At 33.5% G+C, this 21601-nt stretch carries 17 protein-coding genes; 6 read left to right on the top strand and 11 right to left on the bottom strand.

Annotated elements, in window-relative coordinates; all coding sequences use genetic code 11:
- Window positions 1–21: 21 nt before the first annotated feature.
- Window positions 22–597, top strand: a complete 576-nt coding sequence (locus tag QL232_RS19515; RefSeq protein ID WP_281615454.1) for a DUF308 domain-containing protein — start codon at window positions 22–24, stop codon at window positions 595–597.
- A 38-nt stretch (window positions 598–635) separates the two neighbouring features.
- Here QL232_RS19515 and QL232_RS19510 read toward each other — a convergent pair whose 3' ends face one another.
- The 3 genes from QL232_RS19510 to QL232_RS19500 form a co-directional block, all read right to left on the bottom strand.
- Window positions 636–989, bottom strand: coding sequence for a hypothetical protein (locus tag QL232_RS19510; protein WP_281615453.1), 354 nt, complete (start codon window positions 987–989; stop codon window positions 636–638).
- An 81-nt stretch (window positions 990–1070) separates the two neighbouring features.
- Window positions 1071–1730 (bottom strand): response regulator transcription factor, encoded by a 660-nt coding sequence (locus QL232_RS19505; protein WP_168883746.1) that lies wholly within the window; start codon window positions 1728–1730, stop codon window positions 1071–1073.
- Between the two features lie 8 nt (window positions 1731–1738).
- Window positions 1739–5173 carry a PAS domain-containing protein gene (locus QL232_RS19500; protein WP_281615452.1) on the bottom strand — a complete coding sequence of 1145 codons (3435 nt, stop codon included), beginning with the start codon at window positions 5171–5173 and terminating at the stop codon, window positions 1739–1741.
- Between the two features lie 421 nt (window positions 5174–5594).
- On the opposite strand from QL232_RS19500, the gene QL232_RS19495 reads away from it, so the two are divergent.
- The 3 genes from QL232_RS19495 (at window position 5595) to QL232_RS19485 (ending at window position 8045) form a co-directional block, all read left to right on the top strand.
- The gene (locus QL232_RS19495; RefSeq protein ID WP_281615451.1) at window positions 5595–6683 is read left to right on the top strand and encodes an ATP-binding protein; all 1089 of its coding nucleotides are present in this window, start codon (window positions 5595–5597) and stop codon (window positions 6681–6683) included.
- Window positions 6680–7093 (top strand): response regulator, encoded by a 414-nt coding sequence (locus QL232_RS19490; protein WP_168883751.1) that lies wholly within the window; start codon window positions 6680–6682, stop codon window positions 7091–7093. The genes QL232_RS19495 and QL232_RS19490 overlap by 4 nt, the downstream gene beginning before the upstream one ends.
- Before the next feature lie 193 nt (window positions 7094–7286).
- Window positions 7287–8045 carry a hypothetical protein gene (locus QL232_RS19485; RefSeq protein ID WP_281615450.1) on the top strand — a complete coding sequence of 253 codons (759 nt, stop codon included), beginning with the start codon at window positions 7287–7289 and terminating at the stop codon, window positions 8043–8045.
- Window positions 8046–8121: 76 nt separating this feature from the next.
- On the opposite strand, the gene prfA is transcribed toward QL232_RS19485, so the two are convergent.
- From prfA to QL232_RS19460, 5 genes are all read right to left on the bottom strand, one after another.
- A complete protein-coding gene (gene prfA, locus QL232_RS19480; protein WP_168883753.1) occupies window positions 8122–9195 on the bottom strand; it encodes a peptide chain release factor 1 in 1074 nt (357 codons plus the stop codon).
- Window positions 9196–9241: 46 nt separating this feature from the next.
- Window positions 9242–10120, bottom strand: coding sequence for a hypothetical protein (locus QL232_RS19475; protein ID WP_281615449.1), 879 nt, complete (start codon window positions 10118–10120; stop codon window positions 9242–9244).
- Window positions 10121–10142: 22 nt separating this feature from the next.
- On the bottom strand, window positions 10143–15476 hold the full coding sequence (locus QL232_RS19470; protein WP_281615448.1) for a hypothetical protein: 5334 nt from the start codon (window positions 15474–15476) through the stop codon (window positions 10143–10145).
- A gap of 168 nt (window positions 15477–15644) precedes the next feature.
- Window positions 15645–16463 (bottom strand): 50S ribosomal protein L11 methyltransferase, encoded by an 819-nt coding sequence (prmA, locus tag QL232_RS19465; RefSeq protein WP_281615447.1) that lies wholly within the window; start codon window positions 16461–16463, stop codon window positions 15645–15647.
- Between the two features lie 10 nt (window positions 16464–16473).
- Window positions 16474–16968: a dihydrofolate reductase gene (locus QL232_RS19460; protein WP_281615446.1), complete on the bottom strand. Its 495-nt coding sequence runs from the start codon at window positions 16966–16968 to the stop codon at window positions 16474–16476.
- A gap of 257 nt (window positions 16969–17225) precedes the next feature.
- Here QL232_RS19460 and QL232_RS19455 point away from each other — a divergent pair, with 257 nt between their 5' ends.
- Complete coding sequence (locus tag QL232_RS19455; protein WP_168883758.1) at window positions 17226–18047, top strand: hypothetical protein; 822 nt, start codon at window positions 17226–17228, stop codon at window positions 18045–18047.
- 57 nt (window positions 18048–18104) lie between these two features.
- On the opposite strand, the gene QL232_RS19450 is transcribed toward QL232_RS19455, so the two are convergent.
- From QL232_RS19450 to QL232_RS19440, 3 genes are all read right to left on the bottom strand, one after another.
- Window positions 18105–19895 carry a L,D-transpeptidase family protein gene (locus QL232_RS19450; RefSeq protein ID WP_281615445.1) on the bottom strand — a complete coding sequence of 597 codons (1791 nt, stop codon included), beginning with the start codon at window positions 19893–19895 and terminating at the stop codon, window positions 18105–18107.
- Between the two features lie 72 nt (window positions 19896–19967).
- Complete coding sequence (locus QL232_RS19445) at window positions 19968–20444, bottom strand: MarR family transcriptional regulator (RefSeq protein WP_168883760.1); 477 nt, start codon at window positions 20442–20444, stop codon at window positions 19968–19970.
- A 106-nt stretch (window positions 20445–20550) separates the two neighbouring features.
- Window positions 20551–20934, bottom strand: a complete 384-nt coding sequence (locus tag QL232_RS19440; RefSeq protein WP_168883761.1) for a hypothetical protein — start codon at window positions 20932–20934, stop codon at window positions 20551–20553.
- Between the two features lie 237 nt (window positions 20935–21171).
- Between QL232_RS19440 and QL232_RS19435 the strand changes: the two genes are divergently transcribed.
- On the top strand, window positions 21172–21594 hold the full coding sequence (locus QL232_RS19435; protein WP_281615444.1) for an Hsp20/alpha crystallin family protein: 423 nt from the start codon (window positions 21172–21174) through the stop codon (window positions 21592–21594).
- Window positions 21595–21601 lie beyond the last annotated feature (7 nt).

The following is a 21601-nucleotide window of genomic DNA, read 5'->3' as shown; positions in this document are numbered from 1 at the left end:
AATTTATAAATCTCTACAATCATGAAAGTCTCAAAATCATTAAAACATTGGTATTTATTTCTTTTATCAGGAATATTATTAGTTGGTACTGGAATTATCACTTTCTTTTATCCATTAGAAAGTTACTTAGCATTATCTGTATTTTTTAGCATTACTTTTATTTTAACTGGAATGTCCGATATCATATTTTCTATTATCAATAGGAACGTATTGAGAGGTTGGGGATGGTCCTTGTTCTGGGGTATTATTAATACTTTATTAGGTGTATTCTTAATTCAGAATCCGTCGATATCAGTAGCCACATTACCCATGTATGTTGGGTTTACCTTCTTGGTAAGGTCTATTGGTGTATTGTCTTACTCAGAATTATTAAAAAGTTTTGGAATTATCGCCTCAGACCCTTTAACGATTCTTGGAGTGAATGGGCTCATTTTATCATTGGTATTGATATGGAACCCAATATTAGCTGGACTCACTATTGTTACACTAATGGGTGTGATATTCATCGTTACTGGAGTCTTTCAGATATCATTGTCCTTTCGATTGAAAAAGGCAAAAGAGGTGATTCAGAATAAGGTAGATTTAGAGTTGGTATAGCAAAAAAGGGAAGGTATTCATTAAATACCTTCCCTTTTTTATCTCTCTTTTTGAGTAATACGTTGTAGCGTTTTTTCTACATCTTCTGAAAAGTTAAAGAGTGAAATGTAGGCATCAAACCCTAAAACTAAAATGGAATTGATCATTTGTTCTACTTGAAAGCAGTGAATGCCTATAATTTTTTTTCTTGGGTACTTTGACTTCACTAATAAAAAAGCTTGCTCTACAGTGACGTTAATATCAAGTAAGTTAAAAAAAATATACCCTTCTTGATAGTCTTCCTTTAAGCTTTCAATCACTTCAAAAGAAAGACAAGAAATAGGAAACAACGCTAAAAGCTCTTCACTGAGCCGGTTGTTTATGGTATTATCGTTGCCAATTAAAATATGCATAGGTGATAGGTTTACTCACAAACCTAGTACATAAATTTTCTAGCTCTATTAGAGAATTACCTATTCTTATTCTACGTAGTTTTAAATGTCATCAAAGAGTTGCTTATCAATAGCATATAAAATTAATCCTGCTAAATTTTTGCTCCCTGTTTTATCAAGCAGGTTTCTTTTGTGTGCATCTACTGTACGAATACTGATGAATAGCTCATCAGCAATTTCTTTATTGGTTTTCTCTTTTAGAATAAGGTGTAAAACATCTTTCTCCCTATCAGATAAAGGAACTTCTAGAGCTACTTGAGTTTTTTGAGGTTTTACTTTTCTGATATTATTTATTATCGCATTGGTTACTTCTGGAGAGTAATAAGTACCACCAGAGTGTACGATTTTAATACCATTAATTAGTTCCTCTTCCGAGCAGTTCTTAAGTAGGTATCCCATTGTCCCTTCAGCTAGCATTTTTTTAATATGCTGACTTTCTCCAAGCATTGTCAGGGCCATAAGTTTAATATGAGGGTATAACTTTTTTACATGTTGTACCAATTCTAATCCATCCATTTCAGGCATATTCACATCTGTAAGGAGGATATCAACATCGTTATCTTTTTCTAATATTTCTAGACACTCTTTTCCATGGTCAGCTTCTCCTACAATTTCAAAAGTAGTATCATCTAATAAGAAGTTTTTTAATCCTTCTCGGATCATTTTATGATCATCAACAAGAAAAAGTTTTATTGTACTCATGTCTGTATTTAAAAATCTTTTTTTATCTCAATTAGTAAAGTAGTTCCTCGACCTTCCTGACTTTCAATTTCAAGAAAACCATTAATAGCATCAAGTCTGTTTTTCATTCCTTTAAAACCTAAACCTGAGTTTTCTTTAACTACCTTTTTAGCATCAAAACCAATACCATTATCTTCTATGGTTAACATATAAATATCTTCATAACTCTTGAGTTGGATATCAACTTTTGTGGCTTTTGAATACTTAAATATGTTATTAATACCTTCTTGTAGAATTCTGTATAAAGTGACTTCTACTTGTTTATTCTGAATTTGATGCCCGTTAAAGTTATGGTAAAACTTGAAATCAATATGCTCTGTACTTTTATCTACTTCTGTGATTAAACTCTCAAAAGCAGAGATAATACCAAAATCTACGATTGCTTTTGGCATTAAACTATGGGCAACCGATCTACTTTCTGTAATTGATTTTTGAAGGTATTCCCAACCAGTTTCAAACTTGTCGATAATATTATCTGACAATGTTGAGATATTCTTTTTTACGGATTGAAAGTTTAAAGAAGAGATCGTAAGCGTTTGTTGTAACCCATCATGAATATCTTTAGAAATACGTTGCCTTTCATTGTCTTCAGTTTTAATGATCGCTTCTAAGATTTCCTGAGTTTTTCGTTTTTTCTCAGTGATATCAATATAAGTACCCACAATACGTTGGGCATTTCCCTCTTTATCTCTTTCTACAATCTTCCCTTTTATGGCAATCCAGAGTTGTTTTCCATTTTTGTGATAGAACCTGAAATCTTGATCTTCGAAATTATCCACCTCCTTTTGTTGAATAGAAGTAGCAAAATAATGTTGCCATTTCTCCTGGTCATTAGGGTGGATAAATGGGGAAATGCCTTTTGTAGGATCACAGGAATCAGAATTATATCCTAAAATATTTAATGCTGCTTCGTTGATCACTAACTGATCAGAAGTAATATGATAATCCCAAATACCATCTTTTGATGCTTCTAGAGCATATTTTAATCGTTCTTCACTTTCGGTCAACTCATCATAAAGTAGGGTTAATTGTTCTGTTCTTTCTTGTACAATATTTTCTAGGTTTTCATTTAGGTTTTGTAACTCAAAAGTTCTTTGATCGACTTTTTGTTGTAGTACTCTTTTTTGATTTTCTATAGTATTTATTCTCCATCTGAACAGGAGATAGACTATGATGCAAACAAGAAATAAATATAAGAAGATGGCATAATTGGTTTTGTACCAATATTCTAACTTAATAAAATGATAGGTATTGGTTAGGTAAGTGTATTCGTTGTCTGCGTTTCTTATTCTTGCTTCGAAAGTATAATTACCTGCAGGTAAATTGTTGTAGTAGGCAATTGATCTACTGCCCATTTTTACCCAATCTTTGTCATATCCATTGAGCTTGTATTCAAAGAAGTGATTTCCTTCATGGGCAAAGTCCAATACGGATAAGTGAAATTCAAGTTGCTTGTTATTTGCTTCAATTTGTTGAGGTAAGTTTATCTGGCGTTCTCCATCAATAAAGACATCACCAAGGAAAAGCTTGGATGGAGAATAATGAATTTTATCAGGTGAAAAAGTGTAAATGTCATGTCTTGAAGAGATATACACTTGTTCTCTGGTATCTAGACGAATGGGGTTTTGCCCGCCAAAATGATATTCTTCATTTTCAAAGTGCCACCTAAACTTTACACCTTGATTGATAATCATTTTCCCATCCAGTTCAATAGGTGATATTTTTTGGAAATAAGGGCGTTCTCCATGTTTTAGATAAAACCATTTTCCAATTTTATCATTCATAGTTACCAACATACTCACATTCGATGGAAGGTTACTTCTTGTGTCGTATTTTACCGGAGAAGCATCTTTTCTTATATGTACAATTCCGCTACCGTATGTAGAAACCCAAAAGCTTGAATCCATATCATACGAGAATGTAAAAAGGTATTTTTTATCTAGGGTTTTATTGGCACTGTATGGAACCATTTCTCCATCCTCAATAGTGAAAAGCCCTTTTGTTGAGGTGATCCACTCTTTACCTAACGCTCTATGGTATTCAATAAGAATATTTTCACTAAATATTTTTTCTGTTGATTGTTGATCTTTTCTGTAAACATCTTCGTCAAAATTGTAAATGAACTGATCATTGTTGGTTTTGCAGAGGAAATTTATTGGCTTATCCACAATTTGTTGGCAAACTCTTAGTTGTTGATGAATCTCATCTAGTTCAAAACCTCCTTCGTTGGTAGAAATATATAGTTTATTATCATGTGATGTTGATAAGCTGTTGATAGTTTTACCAATTTCTTTATCTAATACCAATTTTGTGATGATACCATCCTTTAATTCGAATAACCCATTTTGTCTACTTCCAATAATGACTCGATTTTTAAAGTATACCATCACTTGATGGAAGATATTTTTAGCACTGTCATCCTCTTTAATCTTTGAGAAAGCTGTATTAGAAAAGTAATTTAAGCCCGTTCTAGTTCCTACCCATAAATTTTCATTTTTATCTAAATAACTACAGAATGTATTACTGTGTGTTATATCTTCTTTGTCGTAAAGTGATGATATTCTGTTATTTGTTATTCTATGTAGTCCTAAACCAGCTGCCCAAATGGTACTATCTTTTTGTATACATATCTGATGGATTCGATTATCAAACGGACTATCCTTTTCATATAGAAGTTCTAGTTGATCAGTATCCCAATCGTACTTATATATTTGTCCAAATAATCCTCCTATATAGAGTAAATTACCTAATGGCTTAATCGAAAAAATTCTAAAATTGAACTTCTTGGTTTTTATAACTTTTTCTCTGTTTTTATCCCAAAGGTCAATGATTGCATGTGTCTTAAAAGATCGAAGACCATAGATCGTATCTTCTGTAAATGGGAAAATCTTAAATAACTTCTTATTATCTGTGTAGTTATGAGTGCTAATAGTTCCATTGTCAAAGGACCTCAACTTATTGTGATGAACAAACCAAACTCTTCCATTTTGATCACTAAATAAACTATTTATTGTTTTAACCTTATCACCGTTTTCTTCATAAACTTGTTTAACCTTTTGGTTGTCTAAGTAAAATAAACCTCGACGAGTGCAAAACCATACTTGGTTACTTGGAGTAACACATACGTTACGTATTGATTCTGTTTCTATTATTGGGTCAGAAAAAAGATTGTATACTTTTGCTTTGGATCCATCAAACTTTAATAAGCCTCGGTCGGAAGCGATCCACATAAATCCAATAGAATCCTGAGTTATATCAAAGACTCTATCTACTGGTGTTTCTTCTATCTTATTCCAGCTTTTTCGCTCATAAAATTGAATAGGGGTAGTGGGATCTAACCCTTGACTAAATAGTTGAAAGGGAAGAAGAAAAAGAATATATAATATAACTCTAGTAGAGCTCATGGAAGTAATTAGATAATAGAAATAGAGATTAGATTGAAGATAACAGTAAACATATTGAATAAAAAGTAATGGCGTTATGTTGACTACCAATATTGATTTCTTTGGATAATATGGTGTATTGATAGACTCTTATTCAGAAAAAAGTTAATGAATCAGTTAAATGTAAATAAACTTTAATACCTTAAAACCACTGACTGATATTATAATATTAAAATGAAGTGAAAACACTTAGTTTATTCCCAATAACCTATTAACTGATCCTACTTAAATAATTATCCTCAAGAATGAATTCAGTAAGAGTTTATTCAAAAAATTCCCCCATCACAAATGCTTTTGGGTGTTCATCTACGTTTATTTTCTTTGTTAATCACTATTCATCAATTTGGGTTATGTTGATGTAATATACTGTCTAATTTAATTAATGGAACCATTCGATATATATCATTTATTCGACAAGTTATCAATAGCCATCTTTGTCTTGAGGCTAACTAATGCTGAGAAAAGAGAGTTTTTGATTGAAATGGCGAATGAAGAAAATAAAAAAGCATGTGGTGTTGATGTGAAGCAATTTGTAGGAATGTCTTTAAGAGAAAGTTTCCCTGGAATTTATGATATAGGATTACCGGAAGGATATTATAAATGTGTCAGTGAGCAAATTGTAATTGATTTAGGTGAATTTGATTATGGTGAACATGGTGTCCCTGTACAGACTTATGTCATAAAAGCGACGCCACTTTCTTCTGATCAATTAATGATTTCCTATGAAAATGTCTCTCAGTTAAAAAGAATAGAAAGGGAATTGTTACAGAAAAACCAAGACTTGATAGAAACCAATAAGTCTTTAGAAGAGTTTGCTTACATCACTTCTCATGATTTACAGGAACCATTAAATACGATAAGTAGTTTTGTAAATATATTGAAGTCTAGATATTTTGAGAAATTTGATAATACTGGAAGAAGGTGTTTGGATTATATTGAGAAGTCGTCGATACGATTAAGTAATATGATTCAAGGAATACTATCTCATTCTCGTTTAGGCTCAAATGCAACAATTACTGATATAGACTTAAATATTATAGTAGCTGATATAAAAGAAGACCTTATGAAGGCATTACATGAAAAATGTGCTACTATAAATAGTGATAATCTACCCACTCTAAAAGGAGATGCTATTGGATTAAGAGTACTGTTTCAGAACTTAATCGAAAATGGATTAAAATATCAGAAAGAGGGAAATGACCCAGAGATTAAGATTCAAGTCGAAGAATCAGAAAATGGAGGGTACTTGTTTAGTATTTCTGATAATGGAATTGGTATTGAAGAAAAATATAAGAAAAAAATATTCCAGGTTTTTCAAAGGTTACATGATGATACAACCTATAAAGGGTCTGGATTAGGTTTGGCTAATTGTCAGAAAATCGTTAACAAATCGGGAGGAAAACTATGGGTTGAGTCAATCGTCGGTCAAGGTAGTACTTTTTATTTTACATTACCCAACAACTTAAAATGAGTCAATTAAATCATATACTTCTTATTGATGACAGTGAGTCTATAAACTTTTATAACCGATTGATCATTGAAGAAACAGGAGTTACTAAGAAATGTACCTTCTTTCTCAGTGCTGAAGAAGGTTTAGAGTATATAAAAGAAGAGCATAATGAAAATAATCCACTACCAGAAATTATTTTCTTAGATATTAATATGCCCAAAATGAATGGGTGGGACTTTTTGGATGCTTATGATCAATTGGATGAATCATTAAGAAAAAAGATCACACTGTTTATGCTGACAACATCGACGAATGAAGATGATAAAGCAAAAGCAAATACATACAATACTGTAAAAGGTTTTTTGAGTAAACCCCTAACAGAAGATTCACTTCGATCAGCACTATTATTAAGAGAAAAGGTAGTTTTGTAAAGTAAATACAGATATTATAAGAAGAACAGAGGTAAAAGTAAATTGATTATTTATACCTCTATTTTTTTGCCATAAATCTTATGGAGTGTTTTGATAGGTAAATCACTTAATAATTATTGTTGGGTATTTCACTATCTGATTCGGCTTCACTTTTTGAGAGATTTGAACATTATCAATCAATAATCTCTCAATTATGAAATATCTATTCATTGTAGTTTCCTTATTAATTGGAACGGTCTCATTTGCACAAACAGATCAAGAAAAAGCACAAGCCAATAATCCTTTGGCAAAAATTACAGCATTTAATCTTCAGCAATATTATGCCCCCAATTTAACCGGAAATGATGAAGCTACCTCAAGTACCTATTGGTTGAGATATGCCAAACCGACAGGAAGAGTACTCTGGAGAGCGTCTTTACCTTTTAGTACTTATTCCAATCCAGAAACAGGCATAAGTTCATCAGGCTTAGGAGATTTTGATCTTTTTGCCGCCTATCTCGCTGTTTCTAAACCTACTTTATCTTTTGGTATTGGACCTTCCGTATCAGCTCCAACGGCTACACATTCTACCTTAGGTACAGGGAATTGGACTCTTGGTGCTGCCGCAGTAGCTTTTGCTAGTGTATCCCCTCAATTCCAAACAGGTGGTTTAGTAATATGGAGAACAGATGTGGGTGGAGATATGAATAGGGAAGAGGTAAATATTTTAGCTTTCCAACCTTTTGCTTTTTGGCAAGTAGGTAATGGAGTATATTTTAGAAGTGCACCAACTTGGAATTTTAATTTAGAGAAAGGAACATATAATGTTCCATTGGGAGTGGGTCTTGGTAAGGTGATTAAAATCAAAAAGACTGTTTGCAACTTCTTTATTGAACCTCAATATTCTGTACTACATTATGGAGATAATCAACCTTTATTTCAATTGTATTCAGCATTAAATATGCAGTTTTGATCCTCATAAAAAATAAAAAAGGGATGATCTAATAATTAAGATCATCCCTTTCTTTTATATCGAGAAGTGATATAGACTAAGCTAGTCCACTATTTTCCATTTTCTCTAAGTTGTCAGCAATACGTAATCTATCAATGAAATCTTGAATTTCACCATCCATTACGATTGGTAAGTTAAATACAGAGTGGTTGATACGGTGATCTGTTACACGACCTTGAGGGTAGTTGTAAGTACGAATTTTATCAGAACGAGAACCAGAACCTACCATTGATTTACGTTCTGCACCAATTTCCTCTTGCCTTTTCTTCTCTTCGATAGCATAAAGACGAGATTTTAATTCTTTTAGTGCTTTATCGTAGTTTTTCAACTTAGACTTTTCATCCTGACATTGTACAATAATACCTGTAGGAAGGTGAGTAAGACGAATCGCAGAGTAAGTTGTGTTAACAGACTGACCACCGGGGCCAGATGAACAGAATTCATCACGACGGATATCAGACATATTTAACTCGATTTCTACATCATCCATTTCAGGAAGTACAGCAACTGATGCTACTGATGTATGGATACGTCCTTGAGATTCTGTAGCAGGAACACGTTGTACACGGTGTACACCTGCTTCATACTTCAACATACCGTAAGCATCTTCACCTTGGATGTTAGCTACAATCTTGTTGAAACCACCAGAAGTACCATCAACAAAGTCAGTGATACTAAGTTTCCATTTATGTCTTTCACAGAAACGTTGGTACATACGAAGTAAGTCGCCTGCAAAAATTGAAGCTTCATCACCACCTGCACCTGCTCTAATTTCAAAGATTGCGTTTTTAGAATCATTAGGATCTTTAGGAATTAACAACATTTTTAACTCCTCTTCAATACCTGGAATTCCATCTTGAAGTTCATCAAGTTCCATTTTTGCCATTTCGCGCAATTCTGGATCTTTCTCTTCTTCTAATATTTGTTTAGCTTCATCGATACCTTCAAGCATACCTTTATACTCAAAATATTTATCGACAATCTTCTGTAAATCTTTGTATTCTTTGTTTAATTTGGCGTACAATTTCATATCTGAAACTGTTTCTGGCTTTACCAAATCTTCGCTCACCTGATCGAAGCGTTCTTTTATTTTTTCGAGTTTATCTAACATCTCTGAACGTCTTTTCTTAATTTTCTACAAATGTAATGTTTTTTAGTTACTTATTTTTGATAAGTACCTTTCCCTTCTCGTCCCATTCATATTTAATCTTAGGACCATTATAATCTTTTCTGTAGACGTTATTTTTATTTCTGTATTGAGTGATACGTTTCTTTCGTTGTCGCCCCCTCTTATCTTTGGCATCGAAATACTCCGTCCAGTCACCTATCTTATAACCAAACTTATAAGCACCTACCGTTTTCTTAAGGCCACTTTCATAGAACTCTTGATAAATTCCATTTTTTTCATCGTATTGAATAGGAACCACCTCTTTCACTTTGGTTTGTTTTGAATCGTAATAAGTGATCTTTGATTCTTTAGGGAAGCCCATATAATAGAACTTCTTATCCTTTATTTGTTTGTCTTTTCCATACCAAACCCATCTTCCTGTAATCAGTCCTTTATAAAACTGCCCAACCGTAACAGTATCCTTTTCTACAATTTTTATGTATGTACCATGTAAAGGAAGACCATATTCTTTTCGAGATACAGACTTTTTCTCAATCTTCCTCTCTTTTGGGTTATAGAAATATTTTAAAGGAGAGTATTCATTCGGGGCTTCATACTCAGGTAATGTATAGAAAAGCTCAAAAACTTGATTGCCTTTGGATAAAGAACGCGTATATGCCCTTTTTGCTTTTATTCCCCAAAAGACATTTTTTTTCTTTTTCTTCTTCTTTTTTATTGTTTCTACTTCTTCGGGAGCTCCAGGATTTAACTCAATAGTTGGAGCGTCTTCCTCTAATGAGTCCATTTCAACAACCATTGGTTTATTGACCTTTGGTTTATCGTCCTCCTCTTCTAAAGATTGTCCCAAGACAGCCGAAGAATAAATCGTTATTAAAAAGAATGTAATATATTTTACTAATGATGTCATGTTGTGCTAAAAAAGTCGAAGCCTAAAAATCATCTCCGTCATCTTCTTCCTCAGCAGGTAAGTCATCCATACCACCATCATCATCCACACTTTCAGGATCATCACTATCGACTCCCTCAAAGTCGTTACCGAAGTCATCTTCAGCAACTTCAGGCATCATTTGTTTGTCTAGATCATCAGAGTAGCGAACAGGCATTTGCTGTCCGTCTCGGTAGTTGGCGTAAAACCTTTCTAAGAAAGCAGAAGCTTGATCAGGAGTAGTTAAAGTAACCCCTTTTTGTTTTCTCATAAAGTTGTTAAACTCCTTATTTGAACTCAATATACTCAATTCTTCATTTTCTAGACGTAAATAATACCAAGTTCCTGTAGGTCCTTCAAGAAAAACATTCATGACAGCATCACTAGATGCCGCTTCTTCATCTCCATCTCTACTTTCTTCTTTTGGAATCTCTACAAATCCGTTAATCTCGGTATTGACATATTCACCAAAAACAGAAAGAAGTTTAACACGGTCACCAGTAGAATAAAATGCAGCATACTCAGGATCCCATCTTAATTCATTGTCTAAGATGACAATTTGTTCAGACAATAGGTTAGTAATACTTTTTCCTTCTAGATACCCTCTAGTAAGATCAGGAGTAAACATTCCAATGATTTGGTGATTAAGCTCTCCTAATGCTTCTAGTTCGTAATCCTCAGGAATTGCAGTAACAACATTTTCTGCATTTGAACTTAAATACGACTTCATGTTTGCTGCAATACTTGAAGCAGGTCTCGTACCACCAAAGGCAATAGAAGCTTTCATTTCAACATCATCTATGCCGTGTCTTGTTACACCATCAACACCCGCAGAAAACGACAGTATTCTGCTCTTAGCGTTAACAGGTAAGAAGTTCATTTTTCCTTTAAAATGTATTTCTTGAGATTGAGGATTATAACTTCCAAAGTTGCCAATGTATTTGGCTGCAATTTCATCTATTTCCATACCATTATAGTATGAATTTGGTTTGATGTAATAGATGCCTTCGCTACTTGTTCCATTAGTAGATTCGAATGTCAAACGACCTTCTAATTCAAATAATCTTCTATGATCTTGTCTATATCCTTCTGGCCTTTCGATAAAGCTATTGTAGAATGAATAACTCTTATCGTCGTAGAATAAACCAGTCATTAAAGGCAGACCTTCATCAGTAGATTTAATGTCTTTTGTGATCATTACATGAGCGATCGTATCTTCGTTTTCTTCCTTAGCTCCATCATTTCTTGATTCATAACCGAACCAAGTAGTTTCTGTTCCTGGAATATAAAGTCTCACATTACCGTCTTTAAAACGGGTAGCTCTTTTGCTTTCTGTTAGACCAATCTTACCGTAATATTCCATACCACCAAGGAATAGAAGAGGATCATCCTGACTCACCTGACCGTATGCTCTAGCCTCTAAAGTATTGTCATTAATGTTTTCGTTGTAATATTCTTTTTCAATAACACGATCAATCTTAATGACTTTCTCTTCGCCTAAATTATTCTTGTATAAGTAATCACCATGTGCGTCTACCTGCTTACTTGAAATCAGTTTCACATGAGCATTAAAAATTTGATGTTTCTGATCTAAATCCGAGTATCTACCTAAGATGATAGTCGCATTTTCTAAAGGTTCAATCTCAGCATTTTGTTGAATATGAACAGTCTGATTAGTGGAATCAAGAATCACACGAATATTACTAATATCAATATTAGAAACTTCAAGAATGTTCAGCTTATTCGCCACAAGGTCGTAATAAGCAGAGTCCCCTTTTATCATTAATGAATCTTGTTCAGGCTTCGTAGAAATGAACTTACCCTTTGTGGAGTTCGCACTACTCATGACAATGTTTTTATTGTTGATATCCCAAACGGCTCGGTTAATAGAGGTTTCGAATTTGACAAATGGGAAGGTAAGTAGCGACTTTGTTCTGGAATTTTGCTCCGTTCTCAGGTCCACCATATTCTTACTGATATTTTGGGCGACTCTAACATCATTACCCAACATAGATGGACTTCCTTCAATACCAGAATGAATGATAAACTTGGAGTGTCTACTTATATAAAGATCTTTTTTGAATTTAATATTAGCAGACTTGTTGTATGATTCTGTGGTTTCAATTTCACCGATAGCAGAGATTTGATTAGGAACCAATGCTAACTCACCACTGAACTTAATTTTGCTATTATATACTGTAAATGGCTCATCATGGCTACCTGTAAAGGCCATACTGTCTCTGTTGACAAACCATTTCATATCATAAGTCTTCATTTCTACCCTTGGGTGAACAGCAGATTCTATTACACCTCCAGATCCATGAGTTGTAAGTGAATCAGAGTAGAAAATAAAATCATCCGATTTAAAGTTACTACCTAAATAGTGTAGTGTACCATTGCCTCGAATACCTTTATGATTTAATGTAAAGTTTCCTTCAAAGTCACCTTTACCTTTAATACTATCTTTAACATCTAAGAACCTAGGGTTTAAGTAAACAGGCCAACCATTACTATTTGACCAATATTCACTAGGATTTGTTTCCCTTTCTAAAGTGAAAATACCTGATGAAGGATCCATCACTACTTCGTCGATAAATGTAGGGAAAATACCTCCTGAGTTGAAGACACCTTTAAACGAAACGTCAGTTCTGATTTGAGAGGCATCAACAGTGAAAGTATCTAGTTCGAAAACGATTCTTCTGTCGTAAGCACCATTAAGTACTGTTGGTCGATCATAGAAAATTCGTCCACCAGAATTACTTTTAGATTTTGAATTGAAAGAAGGATAACCAGAGATATCCAATAAACCACTTTTATTGAAAGGCTTATTGATAAATAAAGTACCTCCAGTTTCTACTAATGGGTTGGGTGATTCAACATTTTTATTGGTTACGGAATCTGTAACAATGAAATTGATTGAATCGACTTCTGCTAGTTTAATTAAGAAACTGTCATAGTTAAATATGAATTCTCTACCTCTAAAAATATATGTACCCGCAGTAAACTTACCACCGAAGATCAATTTTCTGTCTTGTGTGATAGTTACTCCAGCACTATCTGGCTCAGCAAAAACATTAAGAGAGTCTGAGATAGGGAAGTATTTTACATTCTTTAGTGTGAGTGAAGAAGAGTCGTTTAAGGTTAGGGAAGCATTTGCTGTTCCATCGATAGGATGTAAAGCCGGAATATTGATATTATCAAAATCTCTATCTACTAATGCCTCTTCTTGTGCCATCGATAAATTCTCAAAATTCATTCGAGAAGTTAGATGTGCTCTTCTTCTTTCACTTTGTGCGAAATAATATCTATCAAAATACCTGTAAGCTTTATCGTTTAGTTTTACTACTCCAGAGTACTTATTGTATTCAATAAGACCTTCTAAAGCCATACTTTCTAAACTTTCTTTATACAGCTCCTGATCGATATTTGTATTTTTTATTGCTTCATTTGAGTCGAAGCATTTTCTTCTGTAATTTCTTGAGTAGTTAACAAGGATAACTAATGGGTGGAACTTCTTAAGTCCTTGAATTCTATTGAAATATCCTTTTTGATAAAAGTCGGGTGATTCTACAATCAGTGGAATAACTTTTTCTCCACCTACAATTCTAAAGTCTAAAGAATCTTGTTTCATATCCCAAGTGATTGCATCTGCATGGACATTCATGTTTTGCTTACTCAGAATAAAGGGATTAAACCTGTAGACATCCGTTGTTTTTCTAAAGTAAACATACTCTATACTATCATTCATGATAAGAGTCGTGTTTACGGAAGGATGAACTATACTGTCTCCTCCAGCATAGTATAGGGTTAAATCACTTGATTTTGTTCGAATATTATCAACATCATCATTAAAACGAACGGATGTATTCGTTGAAATGCTGAATAGTTTACTACTATCCCCATTTACAGTTAAATGAGAGGAAGATCCAGAAACGGCTTTAGAGGCGATATGTCTACCTTTTAAAGCAAAACCTCCTTTAAACGCTACATTTTCTGGTAAGTTTTTCCAATCATAAATATTATTGTAACTAATAAATTGAGGATATTCTGACTTTTCTTTGAATTTATTGTAGTGGCCACTTCTGTAGGTAAAAGCACCAATAGCTAATGTATCTAAGTGTTTTGGGAAAAACATCTCAGCATGATCAGCTTCAATATAAGCGATTCTGGTATCAAAACAGAAGTGGGGTAATTCGGTCCAAGCAGAGTCTTTTGAGAACCCAACATTTTCCCAGAAAAAACGACCACCATTACAGATAAGAGTATCCGATTTAAAAAGGAAAGTACCTACCGTTTTTTCTAGTAGGGCGGTATCAAACTTTGTGGAAATTACTAGATCTGCTTCAGTAATAACAAGCATAGGGCCATCCTTAGGAGGCATTTCTGTAATTCCTGGGTCGTACTCTGTTACCTCAATTTCAGCTACAGCACAGTCTTCATCCATAGAAGATTGTTCGGCATAACTGTCTGTTTTTTGATTGTCACTTCCATATTCAGTGATATTACTGTCGTCACCACTCCAAGAATCTCCCCAGTCAGAAGATCCAGAATCTTCACTCCAATCGTAGCTACCTTCATCATCACCCCAACTGTCGGAAGAGTCGTCTCCCCAATCATATTCTTCTGAGCTACTGCTGTCATCACCCCAATCGTATTCTTCCGAAGAGGTTTCTTCAGAGTCATTCCAACTGTCTTCAGTAGTATTTTCGGTGTTTTCGTCGTTTTGAGCTACACTTTCTTCATCAGAACCAAACCAATCTTCTTTTGTCTCTTCTTCTTTTGCTTCTTCATTCTCTTCGATAACCATATGATCAGCAATCGCTCCTTCATCGGCAAGAGTATGTGTAAACGTAAATGAACCTCCTTGTACCTCGATGGTAGTGTATTTTGATTTCTCCAACTTACGGTCCTTTACGAACATGTGAGTTTTATTGAAGAAATTTTGAGTTACGCCAGGAGAGTACGCCAAAAGGCAAGTATCTGCGATTTCTAAAAAACGGGTAAACTGAGGTTTAAGGTTTTCACCAGAATCTAAAAAGGCAATGATACAGTTGAAATAGGCTGCAGCTTGCTTTCTATAGTTAATCCTGTTTCTATGTAGACGTTTTGTACTTTTATAAATCCATTCCTTCTGATTTTCATTGATCGCATTGTTTTGCCAATGAGATGAAAATTCATCAATTAATGAATCAGTACCATAACGTACACCTTTTTCAAGGTATAGATCTAGGTCTACAAGAAAACTATCATATTCTGCAAATAACCTGAAATGTTGATTTTTATCTTGAGTTTCTTTTTGTTTCTTGTTTTGAGCAATACTGTTTAGGGAAGAAAGCAAAAAGATAATTAAAGAAAAAAGAAGAGTATATCTGGATTTTGATACCATATTTGAATCAAAAGTGGCGTTCTGTTAAAAAAAGGCTGTAATAGAATGAACTTCAGTTACAGCCCTAAAGTATAGATACTTTAAATTGCAAAAAATAATCCAAAAAGGGGATTTGGGTATCTAATTTTCAAATACCGCACTCACCCAATTGTCTTTTTCTAGGTGAGATACATAAGTTAACCCCACTTCTTTACAACGATCTTTGATTATAGGTAGGTCTTCAGTGTAGAAGCCACTTAATAATAATTTTCCGTTTTTAACTAAGAGACCTTGATATGTAGGCATTTCAGATAGGAGAACATTTCTGTTAATGTTGGCCAATACAATCTCATATTGGTCTAGTTTCTCCATTTCATTTACTGTTCCGCATGTCACTCTAACATCAACATTATTTAGAGCGGCATTTTCCAGAGCGTTTTCACAAGACCAATCTTCAATATCACAAGCATCAACTTGTTTAGCCCCTAATAACTTAGCCATTACAGCAAGAATACCTGTACCACAGCCTAAATCTGCGACATTCTTATCTTGATGATCAATCATTAATTGATTTCTTAACATCAATGTGGTTGTAGAATGGTGACCCGTACCAAATGACATTTTTGGAGTAATCACAATTTCGTATTTGTACTTAGGATCTTTCGGGTGGAATGATGCTCTAATTTGAAGATCTTCTGAAATTTCTACAGGATTGTAATGACTCTCCCATAGTTTATTCCAGTTTTGCTTTTCTTGCTCTTCTACATCATAAGTGATTTGATCATCAAAGAAAGAAAGTGCCTCTTTCATTTCTTCTTCATTGAACAGGTTGCTCTCTATGGAAGCTTCGAAGCCAGTTTCATTTTCTAAAAAGGCATCAAAACCTATATTTCCTAAAATGGCCTGTACCACCTCGCTCATCTCTTCTGAGCACTTTACCTTGATGACAACGTATTTCATTATTTATTAACTACTTGCTTATATAATTTACAAAGGAATATGCATAAGGAGAATTATCTCCTTTTGGGTATTCAAATCTTGAGATTTCGACCCAGTTTTCAGAAGAAACTTCAGGGAAGAATGTATCTCCAACAAACTGATCATGAATTTCAGTAACGTAAAGTTTATCTGCTAAAGACATGGCTTCTTCGTAGATGCTTCCACCGCCAATGATAAATACTTCATTCTCTCCATTCTGACGAGCAACTTCAATTGCATCTGTTAAGCTGTTCGCCATTACTGATCTTTCGTAACCTTGGTACTCGCTATTTCTAGAAATAACAATATTTAGACGGTTAGGAAGACATTTACCGATTGACTCATGAGTCTTGCGGCCCATAATTACACAATGACCAGAAGTAACTTTCTTAAAGTATTTCAAATCAGCGGGAATATGCCAAATAAGCTGATTGTCTTTGCCTATCACATTGTTTTCTGCCTTTGCAACAATGATAGATATTTTCATATTCAATTAGTTATTCAAAGTGGATACTTTGTAAAAGGGTGACATGAACAGCATCCATAAGAAGTGAAAAATCGATTTAATTAGTTTTATCATCACAAAATGTTATTATTTTTTCACCCTATCAACAAATTTAATGGAAAGTTCTATGATATTTTACTCATTAAACTGAATTTGTGTCTTGTAGTAATCAATATTAGAATGTAAATTACTAGAAGAAACCCTTATTCATCTGTTACCACAAATAAAATTAGCTAAACTTGAAAAAGAAATATATACTTATACCTCTGTTGTTAATCCTTGCTATTCCTTTTTCTGGATATGCTCAATTTCCTGTAGAAGAGGAAGATGAGTATTATGAAAAGGAATGGGCTTTTGGAATAATGATGAACACCTACGGTGGTTTTATCGGAGGTTTCTCTATACGTCATGCAAGAAATTATTTCTACAGACACAAAATAGAAACTTCTCTAGGACAAGGGAGTGGTAAAACTAAAGTTACTACTGGTACTGTTGGTAAAATCAAAAATGAAAAAAAATATCACTCTTTTAATCTAGAACTTCTGAGTATTAGACACCCAAAAGAGCAAAAAAGACAGACGTATACTGGAGAAGGAGTGGTCTTTGGAAAAATGAATCGATTGTATTCCATTCGTCCGATGTTTGGCAAAGAATTGATCATATTTAAAAAAGCTAGAAAACAAGGTGTTCAGATTAACTTTTTATATAGTGTTGGTCCTGCAATTGGTATTGTAGCTCCTTATATGGTGAAATATCGGGATGCTAGTGGAGAAACACAGACCAAGCAATTTACTCAAGATGATTATTTGCAATTCAGTAATTATATAGAAGGTACTGGATCTCTAGGCGAAAGTTTATCGAATGCTAGTGTTACAGCAGGTTTAGCCTTTAAAGCATCTTTAACTTTTGAATTTGGTATGAACAAAAGAAGTATCACCGGAATTGAGGCAGGTCTAATTGGTGACTTGTATGCAAAAGAGGTTCAAATTATGGCTAGTTCTGATAATAGAAATTTTTACTCTGCCATGTTCTTAACGTTCTTCTTTGGTAGTAGAAAATAGGAAGATCATTTCATAAAAAAAAGACTTCAGTAGTATACTCTACTGAAGTCTTTTTTATTAATATGGCTTTTTATCTAATTGTTTCAATACTCTTTTATCTCTTGAGTAAATATCGTCGTAGAAGTGTATTGCATCTTCAGGGCCTAATATCGCCGTAAAGTACATTAAATAAACAGTAGGTCGGTCTTGTATATACACCCTTTTAAGTTCTCCTTCCTTAATTATTTCTTCAATCTTTTGCTCTGTATAATTAGGATCGTTAATTAAAATAGAAGCTAGTTTTACAGGTTGATAAACTCGAATACAACCATGGCTAAATGCTCTGGTGTTTTTACTGAAAAGGTACCTTGAAGGTGTATCATGTAAATAAATAGAATACTTATTCGGGAATATAAATTTCACATGACCTAATGCGTTTCTTGGTCCTGATCCCTGTACGATGAAGTAAGGAAAGTTTGTTTGTTTGATAGGTTTCCAATCAACTGTTGTAGGATCAATAATATTGTTTGACCTGTCATATAGAGTCATATTATGTTTTCCTAAATAAGAAGCATCCTTTTTCAGTTTTGGAAGCATCTCTTTTGAAGCAATACTATAAGGTACCGTCCAAGTAGGATTGATATCGATATAACTTAACTTGGACTTAAATACAGGAGTCTGATGATATGGTTTACCGGTAATTACTTTTGTTTGGTAAAACCACCTTCCATTTTTATGTAGGAATAACGCGTAACTAGGGATATTCACAAAGATGAAATTATCTTTATCTTCTGGGTTAATCCACCTTGTACGCTCTAAATTCACTCTTAAAGTGTTGATTCTGTCTTTGATTGGAATATTTAACTGCTTTAATGTGGCTTTACCCACTTTACCATCAGTTTCTAAACCATACATTTCTTGGAACTTTATAACAGATCGGCGTAAATTATCATCAAATATTGTTGAAGTAGTATCTAAGAATTGAACAGTAACCATACTTGAATCCAATACAGGTATTGGAGAATAGGGAATAAATGATTTGACTGTATCAACTTTAGGATGAATTGAAGGGGCATCATTAACCACAACACCTTCGCTATGTGATCTGTAAACAGAATCTACTTTTAAAATAGTAGTATCAAAAGTGATGAGATTACCTGTAACTGCTAATCTTTTTCTTAGTTCTGGAATATATTCATTTTGGTCACCGACCTCAATACTTTCCATTTTTGGAAGCTTACTCCAACCACCACTTTCTTTTATTTCTCTTAGTTGAGCTAATGTCGCTTTTAATCCAGTATATAAAACATCTTTAGGTTTTAGTGTTGAAATAGCTTCTTTCACTAAACCTGCCTGAATGGGCTCAAGGAAAAGCTCAATCTTATCACCATCAATTTCCTGAGTGTCATAATTCCATGTGGTTGAAATCGTTTCTGGTTGAACTTTACCCCATAGGTAATGTGATGATAAAAGTATCCCTGCATCTGTCATTAAAATATCAAGTGTAGCTGCTTCCAATGAAGTTATTGATCCTTCATTTTTCTTATTCAACAGCGTTTCAATATGTTCTAAATGATAATGTTCAGGGGTTAACCCATCATTGTAGGCATCATGAATACTATATATTAATCCATCGATAGATGTAGATGATTTCCATATATAATCATAATCCACTCTTTCATAAATAAGTGGCATTAGACTATCAGAAAAGAAAGTGTATTCAGCATTTGGATCAGAAACAGTAGAAAGTACGCGTTGAATATCGTCTTTTGAAGCATTTTGTGCGTTAAGCTGAATAGCAGAGAAGAAAAGTGCACAAATGTAGATTAAAAAGTTTCTTGAGTGTAAAATTGATAGAGATAAGCTCATAAAGCTCTATTAGAAAAAAAGTATTTGCTAGAATTATTTCTTTATAACCCTAACAAATACTTATTATATGATTTAGTCTTCAATAATTTGTTTGTGATACTTGTTGATGTTCTCAAGACATCTTCTTAAAATATCAACAGCAAACTGAATATCTTTTAGTTCAATACCTTCGGTAATTTGTAAAATTGAAGTTTCTGCAATTCCAATTACTTGATCTTTAAGATCTCTTGCTCTCCTTGTTAAATAAACAAGTTTAGAACGCTTGTCGTTAGGGTTAGGCACTCTAGTTACAAGGCTATTTTTTTCCATATTGTCGATCAAGCTTGTAATACTTGCTCTATTTTTCAAAAGGAAAGTAGCAAATTCTTGTTGTGCTCGCCCATCTTTTTCCCATAGCATAACTAATACATCCCACTGTTCACGTGAGATTGGAAGACCTTCTTTTTCAAAAGCACGACCAAGAGTGTAGTTTCCTAGCCTAGAAGTTTGTGCTATTATTTTAGTCAACTTCCTTCTTTCTTCAACGTCTTCTCTCATTAAACTATTCATATAATTGTCCTTTACTATGTAATGATGTGGTTCATCTTTTTTAACAAGTTCTAATGTACTTATTTGTTGGGGTTTAATCAATAGTTTTAATTGTTAAAAATAAAACTTACTGATTATCAGATAGTAATTGTAGTGCTTTTTCAAGCTTTTGTTTCGTTAATTCCGATTCCCCTTCTAAAGCTTCTTGTTTAAGAGAAAGTTGAATATCGTCTAAAATATTGTTTACATCAGCTACATTATTACCTGTTTCAGTATCAGGGGAAGCATTTTCTAAATGGTGCTGAGCCAAATTGATTCTTTGTTGTACCTGAGATATCGCTGATAACCTCTCGCTCATATGAGAATACTTCATATCAGTTGATATCAAACTTTTTGCATTCTGTAGTTCTTCTGTTGCCTTTCTGATGTTGTCATCAGCACTAACCGTAAGGATGGCGAAGAACGACAATAACACAATAATGATTATGGAGATTTGGAATTTATAGTTCATAAAGCTAGAGAATTAATAGTTTAAGTGACTTTATTATGTTGTACGCTAAAAAGTTCATTTCAACTGACATTGTTCACATTTGTTTTATTGCTCATTTAATTGATTTTGCCAAAATGACAGTTGTTTTATTGTGTTTTTACATAAATAGAGACAAAATGTCATTAAATTCTATTGGCATACTCATTGTAAATTTATGATCGAAATTGATTAATAATTTAAACTTAAAATATATATAAAATGGGTATCTCAAAATCACAATATTATCCTCGTAGAAATAGATCTTTTGTAGCTGATTTTTTCAATACAATTGAAAGAAATGTAACAACACATATTCCAGTAAATGTGAAAGAATTGGAAACTGAATACCAATTAGAGTTGGTTGTTCCAGGTTATAAAAAAGAACTTTTTTCTATTGATGTAGAGTTAGATAAGTTGACAATAGAATACAAGCAACCTGCGAAAGAAACAGAAGAAGGTAATAACGAGAGTATTGAAAAATTCTTAGTAAGAGGTTATGAAGTGAAAGACTTTAAGAAAGTATATAAGCTTCCTGAGAATGTAAATACAGAGAAATTATCAGCAAAATTTGAACTAGGAATTTTATCAATTTCACTTGTTAAAAGTGAAGAAAAAGCACCTTTAAAAGTATCTATTCAATAAAAAATAT

Origin of the sequence: Flammeovirga sp. SubArs3 (assembly GCF_947387565.1) — a bacterium.
GTDB classification, from domain to species: domain Bacteria; phylum Bacteroidota; class Bacteroidia; order Cytophagales; family Flammeovirgaceae; genus Flammeovirga; species Flammeovirga agarivorans.
Note: the sequence above shows the minus strand (reverse complement) of the source record. Positions and strands in the feature narration are given on the sequence as shown.

Excerpts from the sequence above, each read along its gene's own strand:
- QL232_RS19515 (WP_281615454.1), top strand. The coding sequence starts at position 22 with ATGAAAGTCTCAAAATCATTAAAACATTGGTATTTATTTCTTTTATCA.
- QL232_RS19510 (WP_281615453.1), bottom strand. The coding sequence starts at position 989 with ATGCATATTTTAATTGGCAACGATAATACCATAAACAACCGGCTCAGT.
- QL232_RS19505 (WP_168883746.1), bottom strand. The coding sequence starts at position 1,730 with ATGAGTACAATAAAACTTTTTCTTGTTGATGATCATAAAATGATCCGA.
- QL232_RS19500 (WP_281615452.1), bottom strand. The coding sequence starts at position 5,173 with ATGAGCTCTACTAGAGTTATATTATATATTCTTTTTCTTCTTCCCTTT.
- QL232_RS19495 (WP_281615451.1), top strand. The coding sequence starts at position 5,595 with ATGGAACCATTCGATATATATCATTTATTCGACAAGTTATCAATAGCC.
- QL232_RS19490 (WP_168883751.1), top strand. The coding sequence starts at position 6,680 with ATGAGTCAATTAAATCATATACTTCTTATTGATGACAGTGAGTCTATA.
- QL232_RS19485 (WP_281615450.1), top strand. The coding sequence starts at position 7,287 with ATGAAATATCTATTCATTGTAGTTTCCTTATTAATTGGAACGGTCTCA.
- prfA (WP_168883753.1), bottom strand. The coding sequence starts at position 9,195 with ATGTTAGATAAACTCGAAAAAATAAAAGAACGCTTCGATCAGGTGAGC.
- QL232_RS19475 (WP_281615449.1), bottom strand. The coding sequence starts at position 10,120 with ATGACATCATTAGTAAAATATATTACATTCTTTTTAATAACGATTTAT.
- prmA (WP_281615447.1), bottom strand. The coding sequence starts at position 16,463 with ATGAAATACGTTGTCATCAAGGTAAAGTGCTCAGAAGAGATGAGCGAG.
- QL232_RS19460 (WP_281615446.1), bottom strand. The coding sequence starts at position 16,968 with ATGAAAATATCTATCATTGTTGCAAAGGCAGAAAACAATGTGATAGGC.
- QL232_RS19450 (WP_281615445.1), bottom strand. The coding sequence starts at position 19,895 with ATGAGCTTATCTCTATCAATTTTACACTCAAGAAACTTTTTAATCTAC.
- QL232_RS19445 (WP_168883760.1), bottom strand. The coding sequence starts at position 20,444 with ATGAATAGTTTAATGAGAGAAGACGTTGAAGAAAGAAGGAAGTTGACT.
- QL232_RS19440 (WP_168883761.1), bottom strand. The coding sequence starts at position 20,934 with ATGAACTATAAATTCCAAATCTCCATAATCATTATTGTGTTATTGTCG.
- QL232_RS19435 (WP_281615444.1), top strand. The coding sequence starts at position 21,172 with ATGGGTATCTCAAAATCACAATATTATCCTCGTAGAAATAGATCTTTT.